A 24,702-nucleotide genomic window follows, 5' to 3' on the forward strand; every position below is an offset into this window, starting at 1 on the left:
GCTGTAAAGCCATCCCTGGCCGCTTTACGGTTTCATCCTTGAAACCGAAACTCGTAGCCGCATCAACACTGGATCATTTTCTCTTCGATTTGACAAATTAGCACTTAACAAGCGCTCTTACTCTGCAAGCATTATAGGTGCCCGCTAAATGCACTTAGAGCGATATACCTTCCCCCTAAATCCCACACTTGGAGAGAGCCATCAAAAATTGTTTATCTATACCATATTCGCCACTTGAAGATTGAACGGAATTAGTACCAAACCCAATAACTCTCATTTTTAGTTTAGATCCATGCTTCATTTGTCGAATTATAAGATTAGCTTTTTCACCTGATGTTGCAGTGAATGGACTAGAAATTTTTTGAACATTCAGCATTGTGGCATTTATGGATTCTTGCATAGCTTGTTGATCTATTCCTTCTATATTTTTTAAGTAAGATAGATCAACTGTTTGAGCTGATGAAGCAGAGTAAAAAACGGGTGTTTCTGTATACGAAATTGTAATGGCTTTATTCTGATCGACTCGAATCTGAACATCTCCAACAGGTATGTTGTAGTCACCTTGCACACCAAAAATTACCTCATCGTTTACCTTTTCAATAAAAGGATAATAATGAATACCTCCTAATCCTTTATTGAACCCTTTTCCAAAATCACTCCCATAAATAATTTTACATGTTTTATTATCTGTAAATTCATCAATAGAAACTTTAGAAGTCCACGTCGTGGTGGCGCAACCTGAACACAAGATCACAGATATAAGGAAGTAAAAATTTTTCACGATTTAATTTTCTCTACTAAAGTAATGGATAACGAATCTATATTTGGTGATTAATACATAATATCTTTTTGAACTTAAACAATTTTATTGTTACCTACAAGGTAGAGATTCCATTTATAGAACGAAAGATGAACAAAGTTTGATCTTGCTCAGTTTAGTATAAACGCACATAAGGAAGTTTATTTTTAACTTCAATCGGCCCCTTTTAGAGATGTTTCATTACGACAACTGAAAATATCCTCTAGGTACAATAAATCCCCGTTGGAGGTTGCCGATGGGTGTTGGGATAAATAGTGTGAGACCGACATGGCCGTTCTCGTCCGTCCTTGGACTACACGGCATTCAGGCATCCTGCCTATCAGATGTGGGCCTAATTTTCGGGGGCAGGGTGAATGAAGACATAGTTTTCCGCTTATGAACGAGAGGCAGGGATAGCCGAACTGGATGGAATTATAGGGATATAATTCGGATCATCGGAAGTGTTAGCTACTTATCCATAAGCACTGAGGATCACAACTTCGCCGGGGCGTCATGGTGAATGCAAGGGCTAAGGTCATAACAATGACCTCTCTGAGCGAGAGGTAGGGTGAATATGGCAAAGCCATCGCTAATGAACGAGAAGCATGGAAGCTGAACTGGCACTTGTATAGGACATATTTTACCGAACTGGCTGTTAAACAGGGATGTTGTTGAGAGGACGAGCAGTCCTCCTTGCCCTGGTGTGGAATGGAATTCCACGACTTTAATCCAAACAAAGTTTGGAAATAAATACACAAGCAAACTGAAAAGTTTAGAAGCTACAGCACAAAAAACCTAAGCATGAGCGGTTTAGCTCACTGCACTTCCTTAGGGTCGACTCGCTCCTGGTCCGTGGCCAAAGTATCTTTTGTATGCTTTTGCAAAAGTGACATCGCTTCCATAGCCAACGTCTAGGGCGACCTTAAGTACAGTGTCTCCCGACATCAGTTGTTTCTTCGCTTGGGTCAGCCTCAGATGAGACAGGTATTCCAGGGGGGCTTGCCCAAAATATTGTTTAAAGTGGCTGGCAAAGCTGGCTCGTGAGTAACCACCGACACTCGCCAAACTAGCCAGATCCCAAGGGCTGGCTAGTTGCCCAAATATAGCCTGTAGCACTCTGGCCATCTTAGGGTCTTGCAGGGCTCGAAACAGGCCGAGATCTGTCTGTGTATCCAAGGATAAACTTCTCAACAGGGTGAGAAAGAACAGCTCGCTGAGACGTGACAATATGACATCGCTAGCTTGGGTACCTAGATTAGCCTCCTTGATCAGGCTATCTAAGATACTAATAAGGGTACCGTGTTGATCTTGTTTCTTTAACAGTATGCATTGGGGTAACTGAGTAATGAGTGGATGCTGTTTGTCTTCGCAAAAATCGAAATATCCGCAGATTAATCCTGTGCCATCCACATGTTTGCTGTCTATTGGGTAGGAGACAAAACTAGTGTCATGGTGCTCAGCGTTCGATTGCTCACAGCTATCGATAATATGAGACCCATCATGGGGAAATATCACCAGATCCCCGGTCGATAAGGACTCAGACTGATACTGTTCACAATGTAAGAATGCCTCACCAGAACTTATCAGGTGGAAGCTGGCTAACCCAGAGCCAGAGGTATCCGTGCTCCAGGGATTACACACTAAGGAACGATGAAAAATAGTCGCGTTGAGATGAAATCTCGACAGTAAATCATTAAATATCGACATATTTCCCTCTATTTAGACTGATGAACATAATGCTCAGACTCTCAGACATAGTGTAATTCAAGCCGTTTTTCTATCCTAAATGGGTTGATTCAACTTAAACCCATTAAGGAAGAGATATGAAAAAGTTACTCGCACAGTTTATTGCCCTTACGGCTCTGATAATCAGTGCCAGCGCATTCGCTGCGACACCGGTAAAGAATGCCGAAGGTGTGGTAGAAATACACTTAGATCAGCATGGCGGACACTTCACCGCTAGAGATACCCTGGCATCATTAAAACCGGGAAAGTATCAATTTATTATTACTAACAAGGCTGGAAAACTTGTTGGATTCCAACTGCAAAACTTCACCACCCATGAACCTCTGGATATGTTTCCTCTTGAACCTGGCCAAACACGTAGAACCGATGTAGTAGAAGTAACAGGTGAGGGAGTACGTTTTCGTTGCCCAATCAACCCTACCCCTTGGTACGATATAGACACCATCCAGGGTGCCTAAATCTAGTTAGTTTCCAAGCGTTAACTTGTCAGACAGTTCCTATTAAAAAGTGAGTATGAACAAAGTTAGCTGGCACAAAGAAGAGACCGTGGAGCGGGAAGAGATCTTTCCTCGCTCCCGATATTTTAGATACACAAAGTATAACCCCATCTACACTGGATAACTTGCCTCTCCGATAAATCCAAGAATCAACCAAAGCTAATGCCCCCCTTCATTCTTTTGGCGTAAAGCCTGTACAGAGTGGCGTTATCTCGAAAGATTAACGACCAGTTAACTTATATATTAAGCAGACATTTTAAAAGAGGGATAGACATGAAAAAGTTTCTGCATACAAAATTACTCGGCTTATCTTTACTCGGATTTAGCGCTTTTAGTCAGGCCATGCCTGTCGAAGTGACATTCAATGATTTGAGTCACCCAGAAGCAAATCGATTTCTCGAACAAACATTTGAGGTATTTTTAAATACCCCCAGTGAATTAGATAAACAGCTCTCTGATGACTTTGTGCAAGTTTTTGGCGGCGGGATAAATGACAGAACTGAGTTTTTGGCACACTCAACAGTTCTCTCTGATTCTCTATTAGGTGCAAAAATACATTTTGAAGACGTCAATGTTGATAGTGATGGTGTTATTTCAGAAATTCACACGATTGCTTTAACCAAAAAAGATGGATCAGAAGCGGTATTAAGGTTTTTAGCCTTCTACTATTTTAAGGATGGAAAATTAACTAAGATTGATGAATTGAATACCCTGGTGAAAGGTAGCAGTGAAGATAGTGACATAGGATCTAGGACTGAATAGTTAGCATCTGGCTCAATGATTTTTAAATATTTCAGTCCATTCAAAAGTTAGCGTAAATCTGCCCCAAGCAGATCGGACCGTCTTAGGTTTTATGACTGCACCGTCGATAGTATTGGCACTCCAATGGCTATTTCCATTAACTGATATCCATGGCTGGTCAATGCACAACACACCTAAAATAGGCTCATTGGATAGATGCCTTCTTATGCCGAGTAAGAAGGCCTTCCCTGACAGAAAAGGCACTGATATATTCAGAGCCTTAATGTGCAGCATACCTGTTGAGATAAGTATTAACTAGATTGTCTATTTCTATAATCCTGTACGAAATCATGCTAGTCATAACGATCTGTTTCCGATGAAATTCGAAAGCTGTATTTTGATAATACCCAAAAATATCTAAAAACAGGGGCTAACCATTATGTTCTTTTCTCATACATTGCAAATTGTTGAGGCACAAGAAAAGGCGCCGTTTCATTGCCATAATTCAGCCCAATTAGTTTATGTGCACATCGGCTGCCAAGTGATTTATACACGAGTAAGCAGTATCTTGGCTCTTGCGGGTCAATTAATTTGGTTGCCCCAAAATGTAGAGCATAAAGCAGAAGGCTTGAAACACTCGACCCTATCTCTTATGTATTCTACAGACGCTGACATGATGAATTTGGGTGACAGTATTTGCAGCCTTGAACTGACACCACTGATTATTCAAATCATGTCGATGAAGAAAAATGGGTTATTGCCCAACGGCTCTAAAACCCAGTTGCATTACGACTGGGTCCTTAAAGATCAAATTGCACGAACCTCTCCATCCGCCAGCATGATGACCTCAAAAGGCGAGCTTGACCGGCGTTTACTCCCAGTGATTAATGCTTTAACTAAGGTTCCGAATATTAAGATCCAGCTTGATGAATATGCTGAAACCTGTGGAGCATCAACACGTACCTTAAATCGATTATTCAAACAGCACTTTCAATGTTCATTCCGTGACGTTAGAAGCCGCGTAGTGATGGAAAAAGCCAAACAATTACAACGAGACGGGCAACAGGCGACTCAGATTGCTTTTGAGTTGGGCTATGCCAGCCTCTCAGCATATTCCGCAGCATTTCATGCCTACCGGAGATCTACTTATGAGAATTTGGAGTAAAATCTAACTCTAATGTCGTTTAACTGACTGTGCCAGAAACAAGCAACATCATTAGCATCTGCTATGAATTGAGCCGGGCACGAGTAAATGGATAACCATGACACCATGGTTACCCATCTCTTATTGATGCAAGATTATTTAAAACTGATAGGTAAGATCTAGGCTAAAGGAACGTCCCGGTGCTGGTACACGACCAGCCGGTGAAACGTCTAATCCTCTGAAATAATATTCGTTGTCGAACAGATTATTGACCGACAAGCCCACTTTTAATCCCTTATCATTTTTCTTAAACAGCTCGGTACTGATGTTGAAGTTAACCACGGTATATTCTGGTATCTCCCCCGCCGTGCCCGACTCATTCTCTTCGACGCTGTTGGCTAGATCTGCAAATGATTTACTGTAGTAGTAAGCCATCAAGCCCAGATCCACCTGATCCAAGCTATATAAGACACTGGCAGATAGCTGGTGCTTAGACACATAAGGCAGTTGGTTTCCGGCAAACTCACCCTCGAGTTGCTCTGTGTCCAGATAATTATAGGCGCCAGTTAGCGTCAGATCAGGCAGTGACTCAGGCGAATAGGTGCTTTCCAGCTCTATGCCCTGGTTACGGGTCTCGCCTATGTTAACGAACAGACTAATATCCTTGTCATATTCGGCTTTATTCTCGAAGTCGATACGATAGGCGGCCAAGGTCAGGCTGCTGGTATCGGTCGGCGTGAAACGCACCCCGGCTTCATAGTTCCAGGCCAGTTCCGATTCTAACGTCTGCCCTTCTGGCCATAATTGAGATATCTGTGGTGTACGCAATGAGCGTTGGGCATTGGTGTAAGCAAACCATGAGTCGGAAAACTCATAACCTAAGGTGATACCAGGCAGCCATTCTGTGACATGGTTATCTTGGCTGTAGCCCGCTCCCAGATTAGTGAACTCCATACGCACATCTTCATAGCGAAGGCCCGGCGTTAAGGTGAGCTTGTCATCGAAGAAGCCCAGCTCATTACTGATGTAGTACGCCATGGCATTGGTGTCCATATGCCAGTCTCTCGGGCTGGTAGTGACTAAGGTCGTCTTATCCATCTGATTGAGCTGGTAGCTGATGTCTTCGTTGACGTAACGAACACCGGCTATGATGTTCTGGGTGATATCACCATCAATGTAGATATTTGCCTTAGGCTCTATACCATAAACGGTAAATGTTCTAGGCGAGTTACGTAGATCTGTGGCGGTCTGAGTCGTGTCAGCCCAATGGTTACCTAGATCGCCGTCGGTGTCCTTGCTCTTGTCGTAGAAATCCCACTGAAAGTTACGTGAACTCTTGTTTCCGAAGGTGATCAGCTCGAGTTCGCCATCATCATAGAAGGATGAATCGCCGAGTGTGTGTTTATATTTAATCGTGATACGTTTGGTATCCGCGTTAAATTCATCGTTGGGTCTAAGAGATTGAGTCCTGTCTTCCTCATACGCCTCGGTATTAAGGGCACCGGGTAGCTCAGAAAACGCATCGTAATACTGGAAATTAGCATCGATACTATTGTTGTCGTCTATGTTCCACACAGTTTTTAACATGATGTTCTTCACATCTGTGTCCGAGTGGTCTCTGAATGACTCTCCCTTGGTGAAGTTGGCGTCTAAACGCATAGAAAAATCTTCAGTAACCGCACCACCTGTGCTCAGGTTAGTGTCATAGAGGTTTTTACCGCTACCGAAGAAAGTCATCTTCTCATTGAGGGTCGTCTCCCATTCGGTAGAGATAGGCTTCGAGATCAGGTTGATCACCCCACCTACGTTGTTAGGACCATATTGCACCGAAGCTCCGCCACGGGCCACATCGATACGGTCAATCATAAATAGAGTTGCCGGAAACAATGACTGCCCCGTATGACCGTATGGCGCTAAGGTCATGGGAATACCATCCATCAAGAACTGAGCATAACCACTGCGGCTGCTGTCTAAACCACGCACCGAGACATTAGGTAACACGCCTGTGCCCGTCTCATCCTTAATTTTAATGCCTGGGATCTGCTGTAGTGCGGTATCTATGGATCGCACCGCAGTACGCTCCATCTTGTCATGGGTGATGATACTCCGGTTACCGGCATAGGTTTTCAGATCGGCGACTTCCGAATTCCCCAGCACACTTCCCTTAACCTCCATGACTTCCATGGCGGGGGCATCTTGATCGGCAAAGGCAAAAGGACAGGCAATACTGGCGGTTATGGCCACGGAAAGCGTGGTCAATTTTAATCCCTGGTTTGGCATAAACATGATTATTCCTTGATGTTATTCATCGTGTTTTAAATGTTGCAGCTGGTGCTTCAGCTGTTTGAAAATAAGTCCCCTATCCTCACCTACGAGGAAGGCGGTGATCCCCTGCTTACACCAGGCAGATTTCTGCCCCGGCAGGCGCGGAATCGCACAAAAGGGCACGGCTTGTTGCAGACACAAGCTCGCCATAAAATGGATATTGTCCTGTACCGCCGGATGATTAAATTCGGTGCCTTGTCCCATAGACAAGCTGAGATCCAGTGCCCCTTCGAAGATCATATCGACACCATCTAAATGCAGAATTTCAGGCAAGGCATCAATGCCCTGGGTGTCTTCGATCATCAGACCAACGAAGGTCTCACGGTTTGCAATGTCGATATATTCCTGCAACGGCAAGGTGCCAAACCCGGTATTTCGACCACCTGTAATCCCTCGGCAGCCTAATGGCGGATATTTCGCTGCAGCAATGGCTTGCTTGGCGATTTCCAGACTAGACACCCGAGAAATGACAATCCCCTGAGCACCGGCATCGAGCAATTTTCCTATGTATGCAGGATTGGCATCGGCCACCCTGACCAGTAAAGGGATCCCGGCACTTTCGGCAGCGCGGATCGTATGTGCTACGGCATCATCTGAGATGAGTACATGTTCGGTATCGAGAATGACGAAGTCGTAGCCGGCGTAAGCCAACATTTCGCAAATTATGGGTGAAGGCACTGAGTTGAGCATGCCAAAGAGCGGTTTGCCTTCGGCAAGCTTAGTTTTCAATAAATTGGCTTTTATCATGCTATCCCTGCCACAACAGAAAATGATAATCGTTATTGTTATCATTTAAGTTAATAGGTCAAGTCTTTTTTCTGTGTTTTTTTATCCACTGTTATCATGATGTTACACCATACTGTATTTTTTAGAGACTTTTTAATCTCTTACAGAAAGTAGAAACAAATCATATTCAAACGTAAATGATCTTTATTTGAGAATGGTTTTCATTTAGATTCCTTTTCCATTGCGGTCATTGAACGCTCACTTATTGTACATTCCCAGCAGTCCTGCTCCCCTCACCGGGAGTCAGCGTATTTTATTTTTGTTGATAAGAGATACAGGTATGAAACCACAATTGATTTTGATCACTCATGTCGAAAACCGGGCAGTAACCGAGGGATTCGTCCCCGCCGCCTTGAATATGGGCTATGACGTTTTTTTACTCACCGACCATGGATTAGCACACAAACAATACTTCGCCGGTAAGCAAGCCAGTCCGACCCAGATTATTGAATGTGACGTGTTTAATCCTATGGCAATCATAGATCTGTTACACACATTGGCCATTTCGCCAGCAGTGATATTTTCAAATAGTGATCATCTACAGGCGAGCACAGCCATAGTCGCCGATTACTTCTTTTGCCCCGCTAAAGACTGGCACCTCTGCTATCAGGCGAAAAACAAGGCGGCTATGCGAACCCGGCTTACCAATCAAAATCAACCCAATGTGTGGACACATACCTGGTTAGCGGGGCAGCCATTGCCCAAAAATCTGCCATTTCCTCTAGTAGCTAAGCCCAGAGAAGGAGTCGCCAGCCTGAATGTAGCATTCTGTGACGATCTGAATGCCTTGATAAAATACGCATCAGCCATGGAGCAAACAGATACCTGTATCTTGCTGGAAGCTTATCTAGAGGGACCATTGTTCACCCTAGAAACTTTAGGTGACGGCGAGCATATTCAGGCCATTGGTGGCTTCGATGTTAGCTTGTCAGCCCTACCTCATTTTGTTGAGACTCAAGCTAGCTGGAACGGGCCTGTCAGTCTGAAATATCGCGAGCAAGCCTTGGCTCAAGTGGCGGCATTCGGTGTCAATTTTGGCGTCTGCCACAGCGAATTTATCCTCACAGATCAAGGACCTGTTTTAGTCGAGATAAACTATCGCAGCATAGGCGACGGACGTGAATTTTTACTGGATAAGCTTTTACCTTTCAGCTGGTTCGAAACCATATTATCCCTGCATTCTGGTAAGCCACTTGCCCCCCTGAAGCTCAGTAGTTCCGAGGCAATTATTCGTTATTTCCCTAGCGGAAAAGCGGGTGAGGTACAACTCAGTCCAGCGCCATTCGAATATCTGAATGGTGAGCAAAATATCAGTTTTATACCCATTAAAACTCAAGGCGATAGCGTCAAATTAACTCATTCAAATAAAGATTATCTCGGAGCATTAACCCTGATCGGCCCAGACAGACAAGTGTTGTCAGCCAAGGCAGATGAACTCAGTCGTGAACTACTCTGGGAGCTAAACTAATGTCTTTATCTCAATCCTATATTTGCCAAAGAATCATAGACACCTGCTTACGAGAAAACGTGTGCGAGCTTATGAGCCAAGGTTCTGTGATAAAGCAGCTAGCCAGTGACAAAGATATCTGGCCCGAAGCCCAACCTCAAGCTTGGCTAGAGGTAAGCCATCTTGGAACTAAAACCCTCTACATTCCTCTGACTCCAAGCGATTATATGCAGGAGTGGCGCGCCGTTTCCCCGGCATGGCTTACCCAGGAGGTTCCGGGAGCAAGTCTGAGCTATGTGAAGGGATATCGGCATTGGTTAGAGACCCTGTCCTCAGGTTTGACCCAGGAAGAGAGAGCGCTCTTCAGTCGCTATATTCACGAGGCGGATTGCGCTTCGGAGCAAGATCTTCTCTGTCGTCAGGCATATCAGCAACAGAAACAGGGATTGAGCGCTGAATTTACAAACATGAGCGATTGGCATCATCAGTTATTGTTCGGTGATCAGCTAGCTGCCTATCTGGATCACCCTTATTACCCTACTGCACGGGCCAAAGTAGGCTTCGATGCCGACGCACTCACTCGTTATGCCCCGGAATTCGCACCCAGATTCGAGCTTAACTGGTTGGCAATAGAAAAAAGCCTGGTTTCGCTGACGTCCACGACGCCGGATTGTTGGCCAAGTTTTTCCGATGTAGGGCTCGATATCGGCTACACACAAAGCCACCAGCTATTTCCCTTACACCCTTTGACCTTAGCAGGTCTACCAGAGCTACCTCTAGGGATCTTAATCGCCCCAAAGTCGGCGATTACAGTTCAGCCAACGCTATCGGTGCGCACCTTAGCCCTGGTCGATTTCCCCGGGGTTCATATCAAGGTACCGCTGATGATGGCGACATTGGGGGCGAAGAATATCCGCTCCATCAAACCCAGCACTATCTATGACGGTCATTGGTTCGAACAGACTCTGACCGAACTCGCCGAAAACGATCCTCAGCTGACTCCCCTATTCGAACATGTCGATGAACAGCACGGAGGACATATGGGCGAGCGTAAAGAGTTTGCCTATATCGTCCGCAGCTATCCATTATCTATGCAAGACAAACACTTGGTCGCGGTAGCAGCTCTAGCGAGCGAGATGCCCGATGGACGCCTATACCTGAGTCATCTGGCCGATAGCTACTATGGAGGTGACAGCCAGGCTTGGCTTACCCAATACCTGAGCCTCTTGCTAAAGGTTCACTTACGCCTATGGCTCAAATACGGCATAGCCCTGGAGTCTAATCAGCAAAATGCCGTCATTGCCTATAAAAATTCAAGCTTATCTCTGGTGATGAAGGATAACGACTCGGCTCGCTTACTGGCCAGGCGCTATCAACAATCAGCCCAACATCCTCAACGAGCCGAGCAGAGAGTGACTAGCCTTCTCGATCGCAGAATTCTGGTGGAAGACGATGAGGCGCTAGCACAGATGTTTACCACCATTACTTTGCAACTGGATATCGCCGCCATCATAGAAGCTATGGCGAGCAAAAACTTGGGTGATCGCAAAACCATGTACCGCCATTTACGTCAGCTGTTATTGGCAGAACTCGATGCCTTGGACAGAGATGGAGTCGACACAGAATACGCCCGTCATTATCTGCTGGGACAAACCTATCTGCCGATTAAATACCTGTTGAGTTCCGGCAGCCTGTTGAGTAAAGCCAGCTCGGGAGCCAGCGACGTCAATAAATTCTATGGCCATACGGCACCTAACTTCTTAAGTGAGCGATTCCTATGCGAGTGATCTCCGTGGTGTTGTTCTGCCACTTCTTAACGGCCTTCACCGCTCTAGGCATGCCCCTGTTCCTACCGAGAATGTTGACGAGTCTTGGGGTGAGTAGCTCGGGTTATCTTATAGGCATCATGTTTGTCCTGCCCACCATATGTGCGGCGCTGACAGCCCCCTGGTGGGGACGGTTTGCCGATAAGTTTGGTAAGAAAACCTCGCTGCTGCGGGCACAAGTCGGCCTAGTTGCAGGTTTTCTCCTGTCCGGCTTTGCCGACTCGATCTGGTGGTTTGCCGCCGGACTGATATTGCAAGGGATCAGTGGTGGCACGCTCGCGGCATCAAACGCGTATCTGAGCCGTTTGTTTAAAGACAAAGAACTGGCCAACAGCCTGAACCTGACTCAAAGTTCGGCGCGTTTAGCCTTAGTGTGCGCCCCCATAGCCTTAGGATTATTTACCCATATACAGGACCCCTTAATGATCTACCGGGCTCTGGCCCTGTTGCCTCTACTGGCATTTCTGGTGTGCTGGCGTCTGCCGGACGACACTAAACTTGCAGATACTCGGGCCTATGGCAGCACTAAATCAGCAGCTAAGCCTGGGAAACTGACAGCCAAAGCGGCCGTCATCAGCAGCCAGGCTTTGAATTCGGAAGAGAAGCGACCTTTCTCACACCTGTTATGGCTGCAATTTTTGTTCTGTTTCGCCATGGTGGTCACCTTTCCCTATTTCTTACTCTATAGCGAGCAATTAGGCACTCAGAGCGATGCCCTGAGCGGCTTCTATTACAGCCTGCCCCATCTGGTTTATCTCCTATTTGCCTTTCAGGCTAAAAAGTTAACTTGGTCGGCGAAACAACAGACCCAGCTAGGCTTCGCCTTGTTAGGCCTTGCTTGTTTCGGTCAGTTCTTATTGGTTGAAAGCAGCTGGCTTATCGCCCTGAGACTCCTGTTTGGTTTCGGCATGGTGCTGATCTTCAGTGGCCTCCACCTGTTTGTCAGCCAACGAATTAGTCAAAAACAAGCCGGTTTGAGTTTTGGCCGCTTCGATGCCTGGGGTAAGTGGGCAGGGGTGCTAGCTGGAGTAGGTGCCAGCTACGCCAGTCAATGGGGCTCACTGCATTGGCCCTTCCTACTTGCAGCCCTGAGTTGTGGCTTAGGTCTCTTGGTTCTAATGTTCTTTTTCAATGAGGTACAAGATCATGTCGGTACAACACAAAGCTGATACTTCCCAGACCCTTGACAAATATTGTGCTCAGGCTCATCGGCATATGGCTCAAGATAATGCCATAGCTTGCCTGCTCAATTGTTATATACGGGAATATGCCCTACCCCATAATCAGGTCTGTCTGGACGATAATAATCCTGACTGTCCCATGGCATTTACCCGAGGAGGATTAGCGGGTCATAGCAAGATCAGATTAATCTTCCCCGAGTCAGACGCGGTGTTGATCCTAGTTGCAGACCGCATCAGTTTACTGGGGCGATGCCATTTCATCAGCCAGCCATATCTGAAAAAGATGGGCTCATCCTGGCAGCCTCTCGACTCCCATTTCTTGGCTAAATTCATGCTTAAACACTTGGCCATAGTCACGAATACCGAGTTTAATCATGAGCTAATGGAGCAGATAAGTAACAGTGTCGATGTCACTCAAGCCTTTATTCAAAGAGCTCATGGTCCTTATAAACCACAGACCCAAGCAATGGATGCTTGCTCAGGTCTTATTGCCTCGGAGCAGAGCCTGCTCTGGGGTCATGCGATGCATCCGGCGCCTAAGAGTCGTCACGGGGTAGCATTCGATGACATGTTAGCCTGCTCGCCAGAGATAGGCGCCAACTTCCCCCTCTACTGGTTCAAAGTCGATAAATCTCTGGTCAAACAGCTGTATTGTAGCGAGTCTATGCCTCTGGATATGATCGACAAGCTCCACCCGGCAGAAGAATGCCTGTATCCCTGCCATCCCTGGGAAGTTAAGACCATCATGGCTCAGCCCCTTGTGCAAAAAGCCATAGAGCAAGGCTTACTCTTGCCTTTAGATTCTCTGGGCCACAAGGTTTATCCCACCTCTTCGGTACGAACCTTATACGCCCCAGAAATAAACCGCTTTATGAAATTCTCCATTCATGTACGCCTGACCAATTGCGTACGCAAGAATGCCTGGTATGAATTAGAGAGTGCTATAGTCCTGAGCCGCCTACTGATAGATCTGCAACAGGAAGCCTATTTTCACTGCCCTAAATTCACCCTGATGGCGGAACCTGCTGCCAGCACGTTGGATTTCAGTAGCATAGGAGAAAAAATCAGTGAGACACAGAGCCGCACCTTGAGTGAGTCTTTCGGCATCCTATACAGAGACGGTATCAACAACGAGCTGGAGCAAAAATATCGACCTCAGATGGCGGGGGCCTTATTCGCCTGGGATGTTGATGGCCAGAGTATCTGTCAGGGTCTGGTTGAACGTTTAGCCAAGCAAAGAGACTTAAGTTATGGGCAGATGGCAAATCAGTGGTTTAGTGCTTATTTGGACGCCCTACTACCCGGTGTTTTCTACTATTTTTTCAAGCAAGGTATCGCATTCGAGCCACATCTGCAGAACACTCTGGTTGGTTTCAGCGATGGCCTACCCGCCTTCGTCTGGCTGAGGGATCTGGAGGGAACTAAGCTGCTGCCGAATTTCTGGCCCAGAGAGAGCCTGACAGATCTGTCGGATAGCGCCATCTCCTCCGTCTACTACAGTCGAGAGCAGGGCTGGAACCGTATCGCCTACTGCACACTGATCAATAATGTCAGCGAAGCCATCTTCCATCTCGCTTCCGGTGAGAAAAAATTAGAGCTTAATCTATGGCACAGCCTGAAACAGGCCATAGCCCAGTGGCAGTTGGTCGAAGGGGAGCAAGCAGAGCTACAAGGCCTGTTAGAAGGCGATGATATTCCCTCGAAAAATAACCTAACCACCCGCTTACTCAAACAAGCGGACAAACTCTCTGGCTATAACCGCTTAGCCAGCCCGTTCTCTCACTTAGATCAGGTTTAATCATGGATAGAATTACCCAAGCAATCGATAAACTCACGGCTAAGCAAGATGAACATACACCGCTATGTGCCTACATCTATGATCTCGCCTCTCTACGGGATCACGCCAATGAGATAGTCTCTGCTCTACCGAGAAACTGTGAGTTTTATTATGCCGCTAAGGCTAATCCCGAGGAAAGGATTCTGGAAACTCTGGCACCTCTGGTAGATGGTTTCGAAGCCGCCTCCGGCGGAGAGCTCAATTGGCTGCATCAATGTCAGCCCAAGATGCCTCTTATCTTCGGTGGTCCGGGAAAATTAATCAGCGACTTATCCTATGCGATCGATATAGATATTGAAGCTATTCATGTTGAGAGTTTGCTAGAGCTGCGTCGCATCGCCAGTTTATGCTCACAGAAACAGCGTAGTTGCCGCATCCTGCTACGCATGAATATAGGTCTGGACGGCATAGAACACACTCGACTAACCATGGGCGGTAAGCCCACTCCATTTGGACTGGATGTCGACGCGCTTGACTCAGCCATCGCCATTATCCGCGAGCAACCTCATATAGAACTACTGGGATTTCATTTTCATCTGATGTCACACCAGCTAAACCCTCAGCGCCATCTAGCCTTGATGAAGCTGTACTTCCGCACTTTCAAGCGCTGGTGTCGGGATTACGATCTGAACTTGAGCCTATTGAACGTAGGCGGTGGTATAGGCATAGATTATGCTCATCCAGAACAAAGGTTCGATTGGCGCGAGTTCTGCGCCGAGCTGGCAAACCTTATTGAGCAAGAGTCCATGACAAAAATCAACATACGCTTCGAGTGTGGGCGCTTTGTCACCGCCAATGCCGGTTGCTATGTGATGCAGGTCTTAGACATCAAGCAGAGCCACGGGGAATGGTTCGCCATAGGACACGGCGGCACCCATCACTTCCGCACCCCAGCGGCTCAGAGCCATGATCACCCTTTCTTCGTGCACTCGAGATCGCCAGTAACAGCTGAGTCAGAGCCTGAAACATCGCCCAGTATAAAAGCGCAGAATGTTACCCTGGTAGGCCAACTCTGCACGCCAAAAGATGTGTTAGCCAGACAGCAATATATCGACAAGCTGAATTTGGGGGATTATCTGGTATTTACCCAAGCCGGGGCTTACGCCTGGAACATTTCCCATCAAAACTTCCTAATGCATGCCGCACCTGAGATGGTGTTTCTTGATTAATTAGAGGGGAAGGTAGCCTGAACGATGAGGCAGGCTCATCGTTTAAGCTTGTTTCATCTGCAGCTGTGGGAACTTAGTGGGATTATGATTTCTATGGCTATATTTATATAAGTCACCTAAGGTGAGCTATCTTCGAGTTTAGAGATTACGTTTACACTAGTTAATTAGCTCTAATCCTTCCAATTTAATGTTAAAACATTGATCCAGCTCATTTATTACATCAGGGATACCTTTATTAGCTGGTATCTGGCTTGTTCTTTGCGAATCTATTTCAGCTTTTCTATGTCATAACCTGCTTTGTATGGAGCCGGAGCTATATGGCATTCCTGCACTTCATAAATATGACAAGTGCTTGCACCGTCAGGCGAGGAAAGCGCAATAATTTAGATAAAAGGAACATGCAATGAAACACTCTAAAGAGTTAAGTCAAAGCGAGCACATCAACACCTCTGACAGCATTCCATTCGAGCTTGGTAATATTGTCATTAAGGAAACTGTGCGAACGCTCTTGAGAAAAACAATGGAAGCGAATCCTCAATGTGTAGGGGTATCCCTCTTGCTAGAAAGACATAAAAATCGTGACTGGGGAGAGCTATGCGCCGAGGGGAAAGCAAGGAATGATGAAGCCACAAAATCTGATGGCAGAATCTTCTCCAGCTATGCATTTGATAAAGAGCAGATCTGGATCATCACAGAGCAAGACAAAAAACAACGACTGTCTTACTCATGGATGACTACTGAATCCATTGAAGGCTCTTTCTTAGAAAGTATTTCTTAGAGAACCTTACTTAAAAGGTAGTGCTTACAACCATTTTACATAGGGTAATCTTGTATAGAAAGCTCTACGAAATAGCAATTAAGTAGAGAACGCCAGTTCTCTACTTTTATTCGATGTATTCCTTAAGAAGGACAAAGTAATGATAATAGCCTCTCTGCGAGAGAGGCATGATACCAAACGATTAGAAGCGGTAATGCAAACCGATTCCGTATTGTTTGAGGCTAATATCGGCAAAATAATTATCACGTTCGTCGGACTCAGGGTCTGTTTCACTGGCTTCGTAAAACACTCGCAACGCCAAAGACTCAGTTAAAGTCACATCCACACCCGCACCAAATAACCAACCCGTGCCTTCGTAGCTCTCATCAACATCATCGTCGTTACTATAAGTCCTATTGACTACCAGTCCCGCCTTCAAATAAGCCGTGATATTGTCAGTAAAAGCATGGCGTATCACTGGAGAGATTGTCATCGCCGCCATACGAAAATCCATTTCATCGACAAAACTATCGGTCGCGAAAATGCTCGCTTCAATACCAAAGCTGTCATTAAAGTTATAACCGCCATAAACGCCAAGCCCTACAGCCGACTCATCAAAATTACCTATGTTGTCTTCTATAGCAGTATTATTAACTTGACCACCTAGGTAAAAGCCTAGGTCTTTAGCGGCAAAAGCAGGTGTAGTCACCGTAACCAGTAACATGCCAGCGGTTAACAGAGAGTTGAATTTCATTGCAGTCCCTATATTTGTCTGTTTACTGTATCCAATGTACCAACTACATTGGGCTAACAATAAACCTCCTTAAAAACAGCTGCATATTAACTTTTTACAAACACAAAAACAAAACATCTTCACTAGAAGTCGACACGAGGATGCTAGTTAGCTTTCAAGGAAACGCATGCCACGATTTTAATCCAAGAAAAGTTTGGGAAAGCAACACAGAGAATGTAAGTCGAGTTGAACCACATAAATAGACTTGTCATTAGTGATCATCTTCCATGAAATAAGCAATCACCACTGAAGCAAACACGCTTTAGCTACTTTAAAAAGTAACAAGCTGATCATGCTTGTCTCAAGGGAATAGCTTAAATCGAGTTTTGGCAAATTTAATACAGTCTGAACACCGATTAAGCTAGTAATAGCGGAGATTTCAGCTTAGGATCGACATTGAAAATAACATTATCAGTTACTGGAACAACGATTCCGGGCACATTGTGGAGTAATCATGGGTATCAGAGCCATAGTTGTAGATACAGCAGGTACAACAACCGATCTTAGTTTTATTAAGGATACGCTTTTTCCTTATTCGGCCAAGGCACTCCCCGATTTTCTTAAAGAGAATGAACACAATGTTTTAGTAGAAAACTGCATCTGTGATGTGAGAGATATCGCTCTTGAGCCCGATGCGTCTCTCGAACGTGTTACTGAGATCCTCCAACAGTGGGTGGCCGAAGACAGAAAAGCCACATCACTTAAGACACTACAGGGCCTAATCTGGAAGCAAGGTTATGCCAAGGGCGAGTTCACTGGTCACATTTTCCCAGATTTTATCCAGGCGATAGATGGAATTAAGCAGCAAAACATGCGTATTTACAGCTTCTCATCTGGTTCAGCAGAAGCACAGAAGCTGCTGTTTGCTCACAGTGATGGCGGTGACCTAACGCCTAAGTTTGATGGCCATTTCGATACCCGTACCGGTAACAAATTGTTCAAGCAGGCTTACTGTAATATTATCAACACCATCAGCTTAGCGCCTAAGCAAGTGCTGTATATTTCTGATGTAGTTGAAGAACTTAAAGCGGCTGAAGAAGCGGGTATGCGTACCATGCAGATGGTTCGCTCAAATGATCAACGCACCGGCAGCCATAAGCAAATCTCTAGCTTTGCCGAACTAACGTTCTAACAGCCGAGCATCTTTTTATATAAAAAAGCACTCTAAATTGAGTAATGCCGATCACTTAGTCACTATTTTGCATACATAATCACTTTTTATTCACTTTCTGAATTAACGGAATTTGTGTAGCAATCATTGACTAACAGCAGAACGAGTAAGGGCTACAGCCAGATTTAGATTAAATCCCCTGTAGCCCTTATTTTATCAATATTTTTTCTTAACTTACCGGCATTACTCTAAATTGAGTGCTTTTTTATGCCTGCTTCTATATCCAGCGATTACTTAACCTTGCTTGGTAAAACACTATAGCGCTCTTTTAGCCTGTCCCAGTTTTCCGTTTGTCTGAAATACTCCTCCTCACAATAACTATCTCTTTCAATTTCTAGCTGAGCTTTAGAAATAACTTTGGCGTATTTTTCGGGATCACTGCCGTAAATTAAACACAAGGTACTAAAATATCGCTGGGCATCTAGACTATGTTCATCCCAGAAATGATCATCATCGAACTCTTTAATGTCTTCATCTTCCAGCGAAAACAGATCCGCTGCACTCAAGGCGATATCGGCACCATTATCGAAGGAATTGATGAGCATTAGTGTCGCTAAGGTATCGACCGCATCCTCCTCCTTGCCCAGTACTATGACCTGATTAGCATAAATATAAGCGTGGCCATACTCATGAGATAGAGTGTGCATCAAGGCATCACGGGTTGCATCTTCTGGACTCACACCTGTCTCTTGATAGTTATCATGATGGAAACGTGTATAAACCTCTGTCACAAACTCATAGGGAATCAATATCTGACTGGTATCGGGGTCAAACAGAGGACCATCTTCAGCGCCATAGATTACTGTCAATGCTTGCTTCATGGGAAGTTGCTCATCGAATAAGGCAAGCATCTGTTTTGATATGGGTTTAATCAGCTCTCTGGCTTGTTTATCTTCTGCGCTTTTCACTGCCAGATAACGGTCTGTAACGGCTACCGCATCAAGGCTAATACTCAATAGCGTTAGCCCGACTAACATCAGTCCAGCTGCTTGCGCACCGTATATGTTTGCTTGACGAATTATCAACCCCATAAGCAATAAACCTCATGCCATCTATATAATTTGTTCAACTTGTTGCCACTATGACATGCTGCTATGCTGGCCCTCAAGTTAAACAATCGTTTGAATGACGAGAGGCATCATGTTAGAACAGTTTATCGCGGAAAATCCTGTCCACACAGAGATCAGCGTAGCCTGGGGGGAGATGGATGCCCTACAGCACGTAAATAACGTGGTCTATTTCAAATATTTCGAGACGGCGAGGATCGATTTCTTTAACCAGATTAATTTGCTCGGCGACCTGCAGACCACTCAAGTTGGCCCGATACTCAGCGATAATCATGCCCGCTATAAGCGCCCAGTCACTTTCCCCGACACCTTATTGGTCAGTGTGAAGATTAGCGATATCAAGGCCGACCGTTTCATGATGAATTATACGGTTTTCAGCAAGACTCAAGCAGCTGCCACCACCTTAGGTAGCTCACAAGTAGTAATGTTTAACTTCAAGACAGGCAAGAAAGCAACACTGAGCCCGGAGCTAATCGATGTCCTCAGGAGCTATGAAGAAACCGCTAATGAATAATCCGCATCAGTGTAATGTTGAGATTAACCATCTAGTAGAAGAGCTAGTCCGATATGGTTTAAGTTGGGCTAAATCGGCTAACCTCGAGATTGAGGCTAGCTGCCGGTATGTGCAGAAATTTTTATAGCTTCTTATTTAATAACTATAAAAAACAACAACGAACTATTCTCCAATTAGCTTTTCAAGCTGAGTTTTGACCTCAGCTGAAATTAGCTGACTCTTATCGATACCGTAATCGTAATGCACTAATGTGGTCTTAGCTTCTGCGGTCATCTTGCCGCCCTGCCAGCTCTGCTGGGCCACCTCGAAACTAGAATTACCCACTCGACTGATCCAAGTTTTTACCGATACGGTAGAACCATAATTAGTCGGCGACGTATAGGCTATAGTAAAACCAGCCACTATCAGGTTCCACTGGCTTAGGTCCAGACTAGGATTAAAAATCTCAAATATTGGCTCACGAGCAGCCTCAAACCACACAGGAAGTACAGTGTTATTGATATGACCCAGGCCATCGGTCTCATTAAACCTTGGCTGGATAGTTAAGCTAAAAAAGGTCTCTGACATGATAAACATCCTTTTATTATTCCTGTTGTTCTAGCTTCATTATTGCTTGAGGACATCACGCTGTGACATACATAAGATGCGAAGCAGACAAAGCCGTTGCGAGTGTCGAGGATTGAGCAACAAGACAAAATCTTTGCTCGTAACTCACCGCTCGCAACTCGAGACTTTCTAAGTCCTTAAAAGCTCGAACTTAGCCTCTTACCTGCCATACATAGCACTGATCTCACGTGCATATTTATGATAAATCACCTTACGGCGCAACTTCATGGTTGGCGTGATTAGACCCGCTTCCATAGAGAAGGCTTCCGGCAGTAGGGTAAACTTCTTAATCTTCTCGAAACCAGCCAGATCCCTCTGCAATGTCTTAAGGCGTTGCTCGAAATGCTCGATGACATGACTATGGCGCAATAGCTCCATTGGTGATTCATAATGGATCCCCTTGTCTTTAGCCCAAGTTTCCAGAGCTTCAAATGCAGGTACAATCAAAGCCGAAACATAGTTCTTAGCATCGGCCACGATGGCAACTTGCTCGATGAAAGGACAACAACCCACCTTACCTTCAACACGCTGAGGCGCAATATACTTACCGTTAGAAGTCTTCATCAGTTCTTTGATACGGTCGGTGATAAACAGGTTGCCTTGCTCATCGATACGACCCGCATCGCCAGTTTTTAACCAGCCATTTTCGAAGGTATCAGCGGTTTCTTGTGGACGGTTATAATAGCCGCGCATCACAGTATCACCGCGCACCAGAATCTCGTTATCTTTACCTAATTTGATCTCGACTTCAGGTATTACACAGCCATTAGATCCAGGCACACGATTAGCCAAGGTATTACAGGTGGCTGTTGCCGTCGTTTCTGTCATGCCATAACCACACAACACAGGAACGTCGATACTCTGGAAGAAAGCACTCACAGTAGGATCCAGCGCTGCACCACCAACAGGCATAAACTTGAGTCGCCCGCCCAATACTTGCTTAAGCTTGCTAAACACCAGTTTATCGGCCAATTTCCATTGCAGGTTCAAACCTAATGATGCTTTCTCACGACCTTGACCCACCTCAGACTGCCTATGACCCACATTCATAGCCCAGGAAAACAGCTTCTGACGGGTACTCGGGGCCTTAGAGACTTTATCCTGTACCGCGCTGTACACCTTCTCTAAAAATCTTGGTACCACACAAAGCGTGTGTGGGCGTACTTGGACTATGGCTTCTTTTACCGCCATAGGGTTTTGCAGGTAGACGTTATGACCGCCACGGCTAAGCACGTAGAAGCTCCAGCCTCGCTCGAACACATGACTCAGAGGCAGAAAGGCCAAAGACACGTCACCTGGAGTAAATGGTAGGAAGTTATCGTGCTGACGCACCATAGAGGCAATATTACGGTAATCTAACATCACGCCTTTTGGATCGCCTGTGGTACCTGAGGTATATATCAGGGTAAGCAAGTCATCCAGGTTCGCCGCTTCGAGTCTTTTGTCCAACTCGATAAGCGTCTTAGCTGGATAGCTTTGAGCGATAAGGTCGTCGAAGTAATGATGGTTGTCATTATCTTGTAGGGTGATGCTCTTATCGAACACCACCACCTGTACCAAGCTGCTACATACGTCGGTCAGTTTACAGGCCATCTCATAATGAGCTTGATCGCCAGCGAAAATAAGTTTCGCCTCGGCGTCATCGATAATATAACTTGCCTGTTCGAAGGTACTGGTTGGATAGATTGGTACGACAACGGCACGTGTCTTAAGACAACCAATATCGGCACAGGTCCACTGAGGACTGTTTTGCGCCAAAATAGCTACACGAGCTTGAGTCTCGAAGCCAAAATGAATCAAGGCCTGGGCAACCTGAGTACTGATGCTATCGAAATCACTCCAGCTCACCTGATACCATGGGGCCGCCATTTCGAATCCTTCGAGCGCGATAGCCTCGCCTAGTTGCAGGCTCTGCTGTTTGATTAATCGTGTTAAATGATACTGCTCGAGTGACATACTATTGGGACCTTTTTAGCGTACAGGTGTTCCTCTTTCCAGGTATTTTACGCGAATGGCTCCAAAAAAATAAGAGCAATTGCTCAAATTTTGTTAGTTCGACCACAGAATTGCAAAACTTGTGGTCTTAAACCAGATCGCCTTTCCACAACTTTCTACTTCCCCACCATATAGTTAGTATGGATATACCAACTAAAGCTAGATCTACCGCTAGCCATGGCCAAACGTCGGTTTCTTCGGCAAACATGCGTAAACTTCCTGAAATCCATGCCGAATGTGCAATAATTATCAGCATAGTAGTGGACAGTTGTAGCGCTGTTTTACACGCGCAGCCTACCCCTAAGAGAAAACCACATCCGAAGAAGGTGCTCAATACCAGATGAGACCAGACGACAAGTGTAATCGTTGGATTAAATAGCGAAACCAGAGCCGCTGTAATCCCCATGATCAGAGTGAACAAGACTAACAGGTTAACTTGAGAGCGATTAAACGCATTTATCATTCCCTGCTTACCACTGAAGCCTGGCAACATAAACAGAGTTTCTACCGCTCGCCAACGCTGAATGCGGCTCCAATGCACCATAGTGCAAGCCACACAGCTAAACTGCACTAACATAAACAGCGTCGGTATCTCCACCCCCACCAGCTGAGCCAGCGCCGCAACCATAAGTGTGATTATCGGCATGGCTATAATCAACAGGGCCAGCAAGGGCCCCATAAAGAAATTAACCGGATGAAGATGCTTATCGAGCTTATTGATCAAGGGGTAAGACTTAGCATTAGGCAGCCAAATACCTCCCATCTCCAGCGCATTGAGGTAGATAGTCCTGGCATCGGGATGCCAGCCACTTACCGCGGCTCTTTTCCGTATTCCCCAAGCCAATGCCAAATTAACGATCACCAGCACTGCCATCATCGACGAAGAAACATGTGCAGCTATCGAGTCTATAAAGAGTAAAGATAGATAGAGCAAGATTGACAGATAATACACACTCATCTTTATCTGACACATGTAGACAAAAATTAGCCCTAAGCCAGTCGCTAATAGCAATTGAGAAAATGCCCCTTCCTCACCTACCAATAAACAGATGAAAGTACCGATCGTAAATGAACTCAGCAACATGAAGGCACACTGAAAGAATATATTCTGTCTATATTCAGGAAGCAGTATCGACCACTCTGTCGCCGCCAACCGATTAAGCTGCCAAGCTACCGCAGCCGATACAGAGATTTGCACCATACCTAACATAAGGGGAAGAATCTCGAGCTTATCGAATCCAATAATCGGCACCAGCATCAATAAACCCAGTAGTGCCACTCCCATAAAGCTGGCGCTACCGAGATCGTAGAACCAGAAACGGAGCACACCAGCGAATCGACGCTGCAGCAAATTTAATGACGGCCCATTATCATTCCTGGCCTGAACCAGCTCAGGGTTAGGGCGACTCATCTGTGCAGTTCCATAAACAGCTGTTCAAGGTTTAGAGACTCGGCACTCATATTGGCTGTATTTGAAAAATAGTCATCACAGAAATTATCTACCAACACCTTGTTGCCATGCTGGTTAAGTATATTGAGTCCTTCGGGGATCTCTTCACCATTTGCGAAAGTAACTAGCTTGACCTCTTCACGCACACAGTCCATCTCCTTGAACAGCACCAACTCACCAGACCTCATAAGTGCCAGATGGCTAGCGACACGTTCCAGATCTGAGGTTATGTGTGATGAAAACAGCACGGCCGAATCTGATTCAATGGCAAGCTCGAACAGATCAGACATAAATTTACGTCTGGCTATGGGATCCAAACTAGCAACAGGCTCATCCAGAATAAGTAGTTTAGGTCGGTATGCCATGGCCATGATCAAGGCCAGAGACTGACGCTGACCCACAGACATGCGTTGAACTTGTTGTTTAAGATCCAGATCGAAACGCTCAAGCCAGGTATTCTCAAGCTCTCTGTCCCACTTAGGATAGAAGCCTCTATGTAGTTCTAATGCCCTGGAGACACTGAAACCTTCATAGCCGAAAGGTTGTTGCGGCACATAACCTATCTGGGTCTTGGCCTCTGAACTAAGTTGATTAACCGGCTCACCTAAGGTGGTGATCTCGCCCGAGCTTGGCTCTATGATCCCAAGAGCACAGCGCATTAAGGTCGACTTTCCGGCACCGTTTTGCCCCAATAGACCCACAACCATACCTGGGAACAATTTTATTGAGAGGCTGTTAATCGCAGTCTTATCGTCCTCTGATTTAGCAGAAAAATGCTTGCTGACCTTGTTAAACTCAAGAATCGGCGCTTGGTTCATATCCATCAGTTCAATCCTTTGTTCTTATTCTGT

21 protein-coding genes and 1 pseudogene are annotated in these 24,702 nt (G+C 45.6%); 12 read left to right on the forward strand and 10 right to left on the reverse strand.

The window, feature by feature from the left end:
• Positions 1-175 precede the first annotated feature (175 nt).
• Positions 176-781 (reverse strand): hypothetical protein, encoded by a 606-nt coding sequence (locus sps_RS27500; RefSeq protein WP_077755425.1) that lies wholly within the window; start codon positions 779-781, stop codon positions 176-178.
• 846 nt (positions 782-1,627) lie between these two features.
• Entirely contained in the window at positions 1,628-2,506 is an 879-nt protein-coding gene (locus sps_RS27505; RefSeq protein ID WP_077755426.1) for an AraC family transcriptional regulator, read from the reverse strand.
• A 116-nt stretch (positions 2,507-2,622) separates the two neighbouring features.
• Here sps_RS27505 and sps_RS27510 point away from each other — a divergent pair, with 116 nt between their 5' ends.
• From sps_RS27510 to sps_RS27525, 3 genes are all read left to right on the forward strand, one after another.
• Complete coding sequence (locus sps_RS27510) at positions 2,623-3,003, forward strand: hypothetical protein (protein ID WP_077755427.1); 381 nt, start codon at positions 2,623-2,625, stop codon at positions 3,001-3,003.
• Positions 3,004-3,315: 312 nt separating this feature from the next.
• Positions 3,316-3,804, forward strand: coding sequence for a nuclear transport factor 2 family protein (locus sps_RS27515; protein ID WP_077755428.1), 489 nt, complete (start codon positions 3,316-3,318; stop codon positions 3,802-3,804).
• 418 nt (positions 3,805-4,222) lie between these two features.
• Positions 4,223-4,948: an AraC family transcriptional regulator gene (locus sps_RS27525; protein WP_077755430.1), complete on the forward strand. Its 726-nt coding sequence runs from the start codon at positions 4,223-4,225 to the stop codon at positions 4,946-4,948.
• A 138-nt stretch (positions 4,949-5,086) separates the two neighbouring features.
• Here sps_RS27525 and sps_RS27530 read toward each other — a convergent pair whose 3' ends face one another.
• Positions 5,087-7,213 (reverse strand): TonB-dependent receptor family protein, encoded by a 2,127-nt coding sequence (locus sps_RS27530; protein ID WP_077755431.1) that lies wholly within the window; start codon positions 7,211-7,213, stop codon positions 5,087-5,089.
• A gap of 15 nt (positions 7,214-7,228) precedes the next feature.
• A complete protein-coding gene (locus sps_RS27535) occupies positions 7,229-7,999 on the reverse strand; it encodes an HpcH/HpaI aldolase family protein (RefSeq protein WP_077755432.1) in 771 nt (256 codons plus the stop codon).
• 319 nt (positions 8,000-8,318) lie between these two features.
• Here sps_RS27535 and sps_RS27540 point away from each other — a divergent pair, with 319 nt between their 5' ends.
• From sps_RS27540 to sps_RS27565, 6 genes are all read left to right on the forward strand, one after another.
• Positions 8,319-9,506, forward strand: a complete 1,188-nt coding sequence (locus sps_RS27540; RefSeq protein ID WP_077755433.1) for an ATP-grasp domain-containing protein — start codon at positions 8,319-8,321, stop codon at positions 9,504-9,506.
• Positions 9,506-11,272 carry an IucA/IucC family protein gene (locus sps_RS27545; protein WP_077755434.1) on the forward strand — a complete coding sequence of 589 codons (1,767 nt, stop codon included), beginning with the start codon at positions 9,506-9,508 and terminating at the stop codon, positions 11,270-11,272. The genes sps_RS27540 and sps_RS27545 overlap by 1 nt, the downstream gene beginning before the upstream one ends.
• Positions 11,263-12,480, forward strand: a complete 1,218-nt coding sequence (locus sps_RS27550) for an MFS transporter (protein WP_077755435.1) — start codon at positions 11,263-11,265, stop codon at positions 12,478-12,480. Before sps_RS27545 ends, sps_RS27550 begins: the two co-directional genes overlap by 10 nt.
• Positions 12,458-14,290 carry an IucA/IucC family protein gene (locus sps_RS27555; RefSeq protein WP_169915964.1) on the forward strand — a complete coding sequence of 611 codons (1,833 nt, stop codon included), beginning with the start codon at positions 12,458-12,460 and terminating at the stop codon, positions 14,288-14,290. The genes sps_RS27550 and sps_RS27555 overlap by 23 nt, the downstream gene beginning before the upstream one ends.
• A 2-nt stretch (positions 14,291-14,292) precedes the next feature.
• Positions 14,293-15,498, forward strand: coding sequence for a type III PLP-dependent enzyme (locus sps_RS27560; protein ID WP_077755437.1), 1,206 nt, complete (start codon positions 14,293-14,295; stop codon positions 15,496-15,498).
• A gap of 403 nt (positions 15,499-15,901) precedes the next feature.
• The gene (locus sps_RS27565; RefSeq protein WP_077755438.1) at positions 15,902-16,276 is read left to right on the forward strand and encodes a hypothetical protein; all 375 of its coding nucleotides are present in this window, start codon (positions 15,902-15,904) and stop codon (positions 16,274-16,276) included.
• 181 nt (positions 16,277-16,457) lie between these two features.
• On the opposite strand, the gene sps_RS27570 is transcribed toward sps_RS27565, so the two are convergent.
• Positions 16,458-17,009 carry a porin family protein gene (locus sps_RS27570; protein ID WP_077755439.1) on the reverse strand — a complete coding sequence of 184 codons (552 nt, stop codon included), beginning with the start codon at positions 17,007-17,009 and terminating at the stop codon, positions 16,458-16,460.
• 493 nt (positions 17,010-17,502) lie between these two features.
• Between sps_RS27570 and mtnC the strand changes: the two genes are divergently transcribed.
• Complete coding sequence (mtnC, locus tag sps_RS27575) at positions 17,503-18,180, forward strand: acireductone synthase (protein ID WP_077755440.1); 678 nt, start codon at positions 17,503-17,505, stop codon at positions 18,178-18,180.
• 269 nt (positions 18,181-18,449) lie between these two features.
• On the opposite strand, the gene sps_RS27580 is transcribed toward mtnC, so the two are convergent.
• Positions 18,450-19,250 carry a DUF4344 domain-containing metallopeptidase gene (locus sps_RS27580; RefSeq protein ID WP_237157962.1) on the reverse strand — a complete coding sequence of 267 codons (801 nt, stop codon included), beginning with the start codon at positions 19,248-19,250 and terminating at the stop codon, positions 18,450-18,452.
• Positions 19,251-19,359: 109 nt separating this feature from the next.
• On the opposite strand from sps_RS27580, the gene sps_RS27585 reads away from it, so the two are divergent.
• Together sps_RS27585 and sps_RS29025 are read left to right on the forward strand one after the other, a co-directional pair.
• Complete coding sequence (locus sps_RS27585; RefSeq protein WP_077755441.1) at positions 19,360-19,800, forward strand: acyl-CoA thioesterase; 441 nt, start codon at positions 19,360-19,362, stop codon at positions 19,798-19,800.
• Positions 19,801-19,831: 31 nt separating this feature from the next.
• Positions 19,832-19,927, forward strand: a pseudogene (locus sps_RS29025) (GNAT family protein); the annotation flags it as partial.
• A 35-nt stretch (positions 19,928-19,962) separates the two neighbouring features.
• Here the strand turns inward: sps_RS29025 and sps_RS27595 are convergent.
• From sps_RS27595 to sps_RS27610, 4 genes are all read right to left on the reverse strand, one after another.
• Entirely contained in the window at positions 19,963-20,367 is a 405-nt protein-coding gene (locus sps_RS27595; protein ID WP_077755442.1) for an acyl-CoA thioesterase, read from the reverse strand.
• Between the two features lie 198 nt (positions 20,368-20,565).
• Entirely contained in the window at positions 20,566-22,362 is a 1,797-nt protein-coding gene (locus sps_RS27600; RefSeq protein WP_077755443.1) for an AMP-dependent synthetase/ligase, read from the reverse strand.
• A 127-nt stretch (positions 22,363-22,489) separates the two neighbouring features.
• On the reverse strand, positions 22,490-23,812 hold the full coding sequence (locus sps_RS27605) for a hypothetical protein (RefSeq protein ID WP_077755444.1): 1,323 nt from the start codon (positions 23,810-23,812) through the stop codon (positions 22,490-22,492).
• Positions 23,809-24,675 (reverse strand): ABC transporter ATP-binding protein, encoded by an 867-nt coding sequence (locus sps_RS27610; RefSeq protein WP_077755445.1) that lies wholly within the window; start codon positions 24,673-24,675, stop codon positions 23,809-23,811. The genes sps_RS27605 and sps_RS27610 overlap by 4 nt, the downstream gene beginning before the upstream one ends.
• Positions 24,676-24,702: the final 27 nt, after the last annotated feature.

It is taken from the genome of Shewanella psychrophila, assembly GCF_002005305.1.
GTDB classification, from domain to species: Bacteria; Pseudomonadota; Gammaproteobacteria; order Enterobacterales; family Shewanellaceae; genus Shewanella; species Shewanella psychrophila.

Bases quoted from the DNA above. Each gene is read 5' to 3' on its own strand.
- sps_RS27505 (WP_077755426.1), bottom strand. From the start codon at position 2,506: ATGTCGATATTTAATGATTTACTGTCGAGATTTCATCTCAACGCGACT.
- sps_RS27510 (WP_077755427.1), top strand. From the start codon at position 2,623: ATGAAAAAGTTACTCGCACAGTTTATTGCCCTTACGGCTCTGATAATC.
- sps_RS27515 (WP_077755428.1), top strand. From the start codon at position 3,316: ATGAAAAAGTTTCTGCATACAAAATTACTCGGCTTATCTTTACTCGGA.
- sps_RS27525 (WP_077755430.1), top strand. From the start codon at position 4,223: ATGTTCTTTTCTCATACATTGCAAATTGTTGAGGCACAAGAAAAGGCG.
- sps_RS27530 (WP_077755431.1), bottom strand. From the start codon at position 7,213: ATGTTTATGCCAAACCAGGGATTAAAATTGACCACGCTTTCCGTGGCC.
- sps_RS27535 (WP_077755432.1), bottom strand. From the start codon at position 7,999: ATGATAAAAGCCAATTTATTGAAAACTAAGCTTGCCGAAGGCAAACCG.
- sps_RS27540 (WP_077755433.1), top strand. From the start codon at position 8,319: ATGAAACCACAATTGATTTTGATCACTCATGTCGAAAACCGGGCAGTA.
- sps_RS27545 (WP_077755434.1), top strand. From the start codon at position 9,506: ATGTCTTTATCTCAATCCTATATTTGCCAAAGAATCATAGACACCTGC.
- sps_RS27550 (WP_077755435.1), top strand. From the start codon at position 11,263: ATGCGAGTGATCTCCGTGGTGTTGTTCTGCCACTTCTTAACGGCCTTC.
- sps_RS27555 (WP_169915964.1), top strand. From the start codon at position 12,458: ATGTCGGTACAACACAAAGCTGATACTTCCCAGACCCTTGACAAATAT.
- sps_RS27560 (WP_077755437.1), top strand. From the start codon at position 14,293: ATGGATAGAATTACCCAAGCAATCGATAAACTCACGGCTAAGCAAGAT.
- sps_RS27565 (WP_077755438.1), top strand. From the start codon at position 15,902: ATGAAACACTCTAAAGAGTTAAGTCAAAGCGAGCACATCAACACCTCT.
- sps_RS27570 (WP_077755439.1), bottom strand. From the start codon at position 17,009: ATGAAATTCAACTCTCTGTTAACCGCTGGCATGTTACTGGTTACGGTG.
- mtnC (WP_077755440.1), top strand. From the start codon at position 17,503: ATGGGTATCAGAGCCATAGTTGTAGATACAGCAGGTACAACAACCGAT.
- sps_RS27580 (WP_237157962.1), bottom strand. From the start codon at position 19,250: ATGGGGTTGATAATTCGTCAAGCAAACATATACGGTGCGCAAGCAGCT.
- sps_RS27585 (WP_077755441.1), top strand. From the start codon at position 19,360: ATGTTAGAACAGTTTATCGCGGAAAATCCTGTCCACACAGAGATCAGC.
- sps_RS27595 (WP_077755442.1), bottom strand. From the start codon at position 20,367: ATGTCAGAGACCTTTTTTAGCTTAACTATCCAGCCAAGGTTTAATGAG.
- sps_RS27600 (WP_077755443.1), bottom strand. From the start codon at position 22,362: ATGTCACTCGAGCAGTATCATTTAACACGATTAATCAAACAGCAGAGC.
- sps_RS27605 (WP_077755444.1), bottom strand. From the start codon at position 23,812: ATGAGTCGCCCTAACCCTGAGCTGGTTCAGGCCAGGAATGATAATGGG.
- sps_RS27610 (WP_077755445.1), bottom strand. From the start codon at position 24,675: ATGGATATGAACCAAGCGCCGATTCTTGAGTTTAACAAGGTCAGCAAG.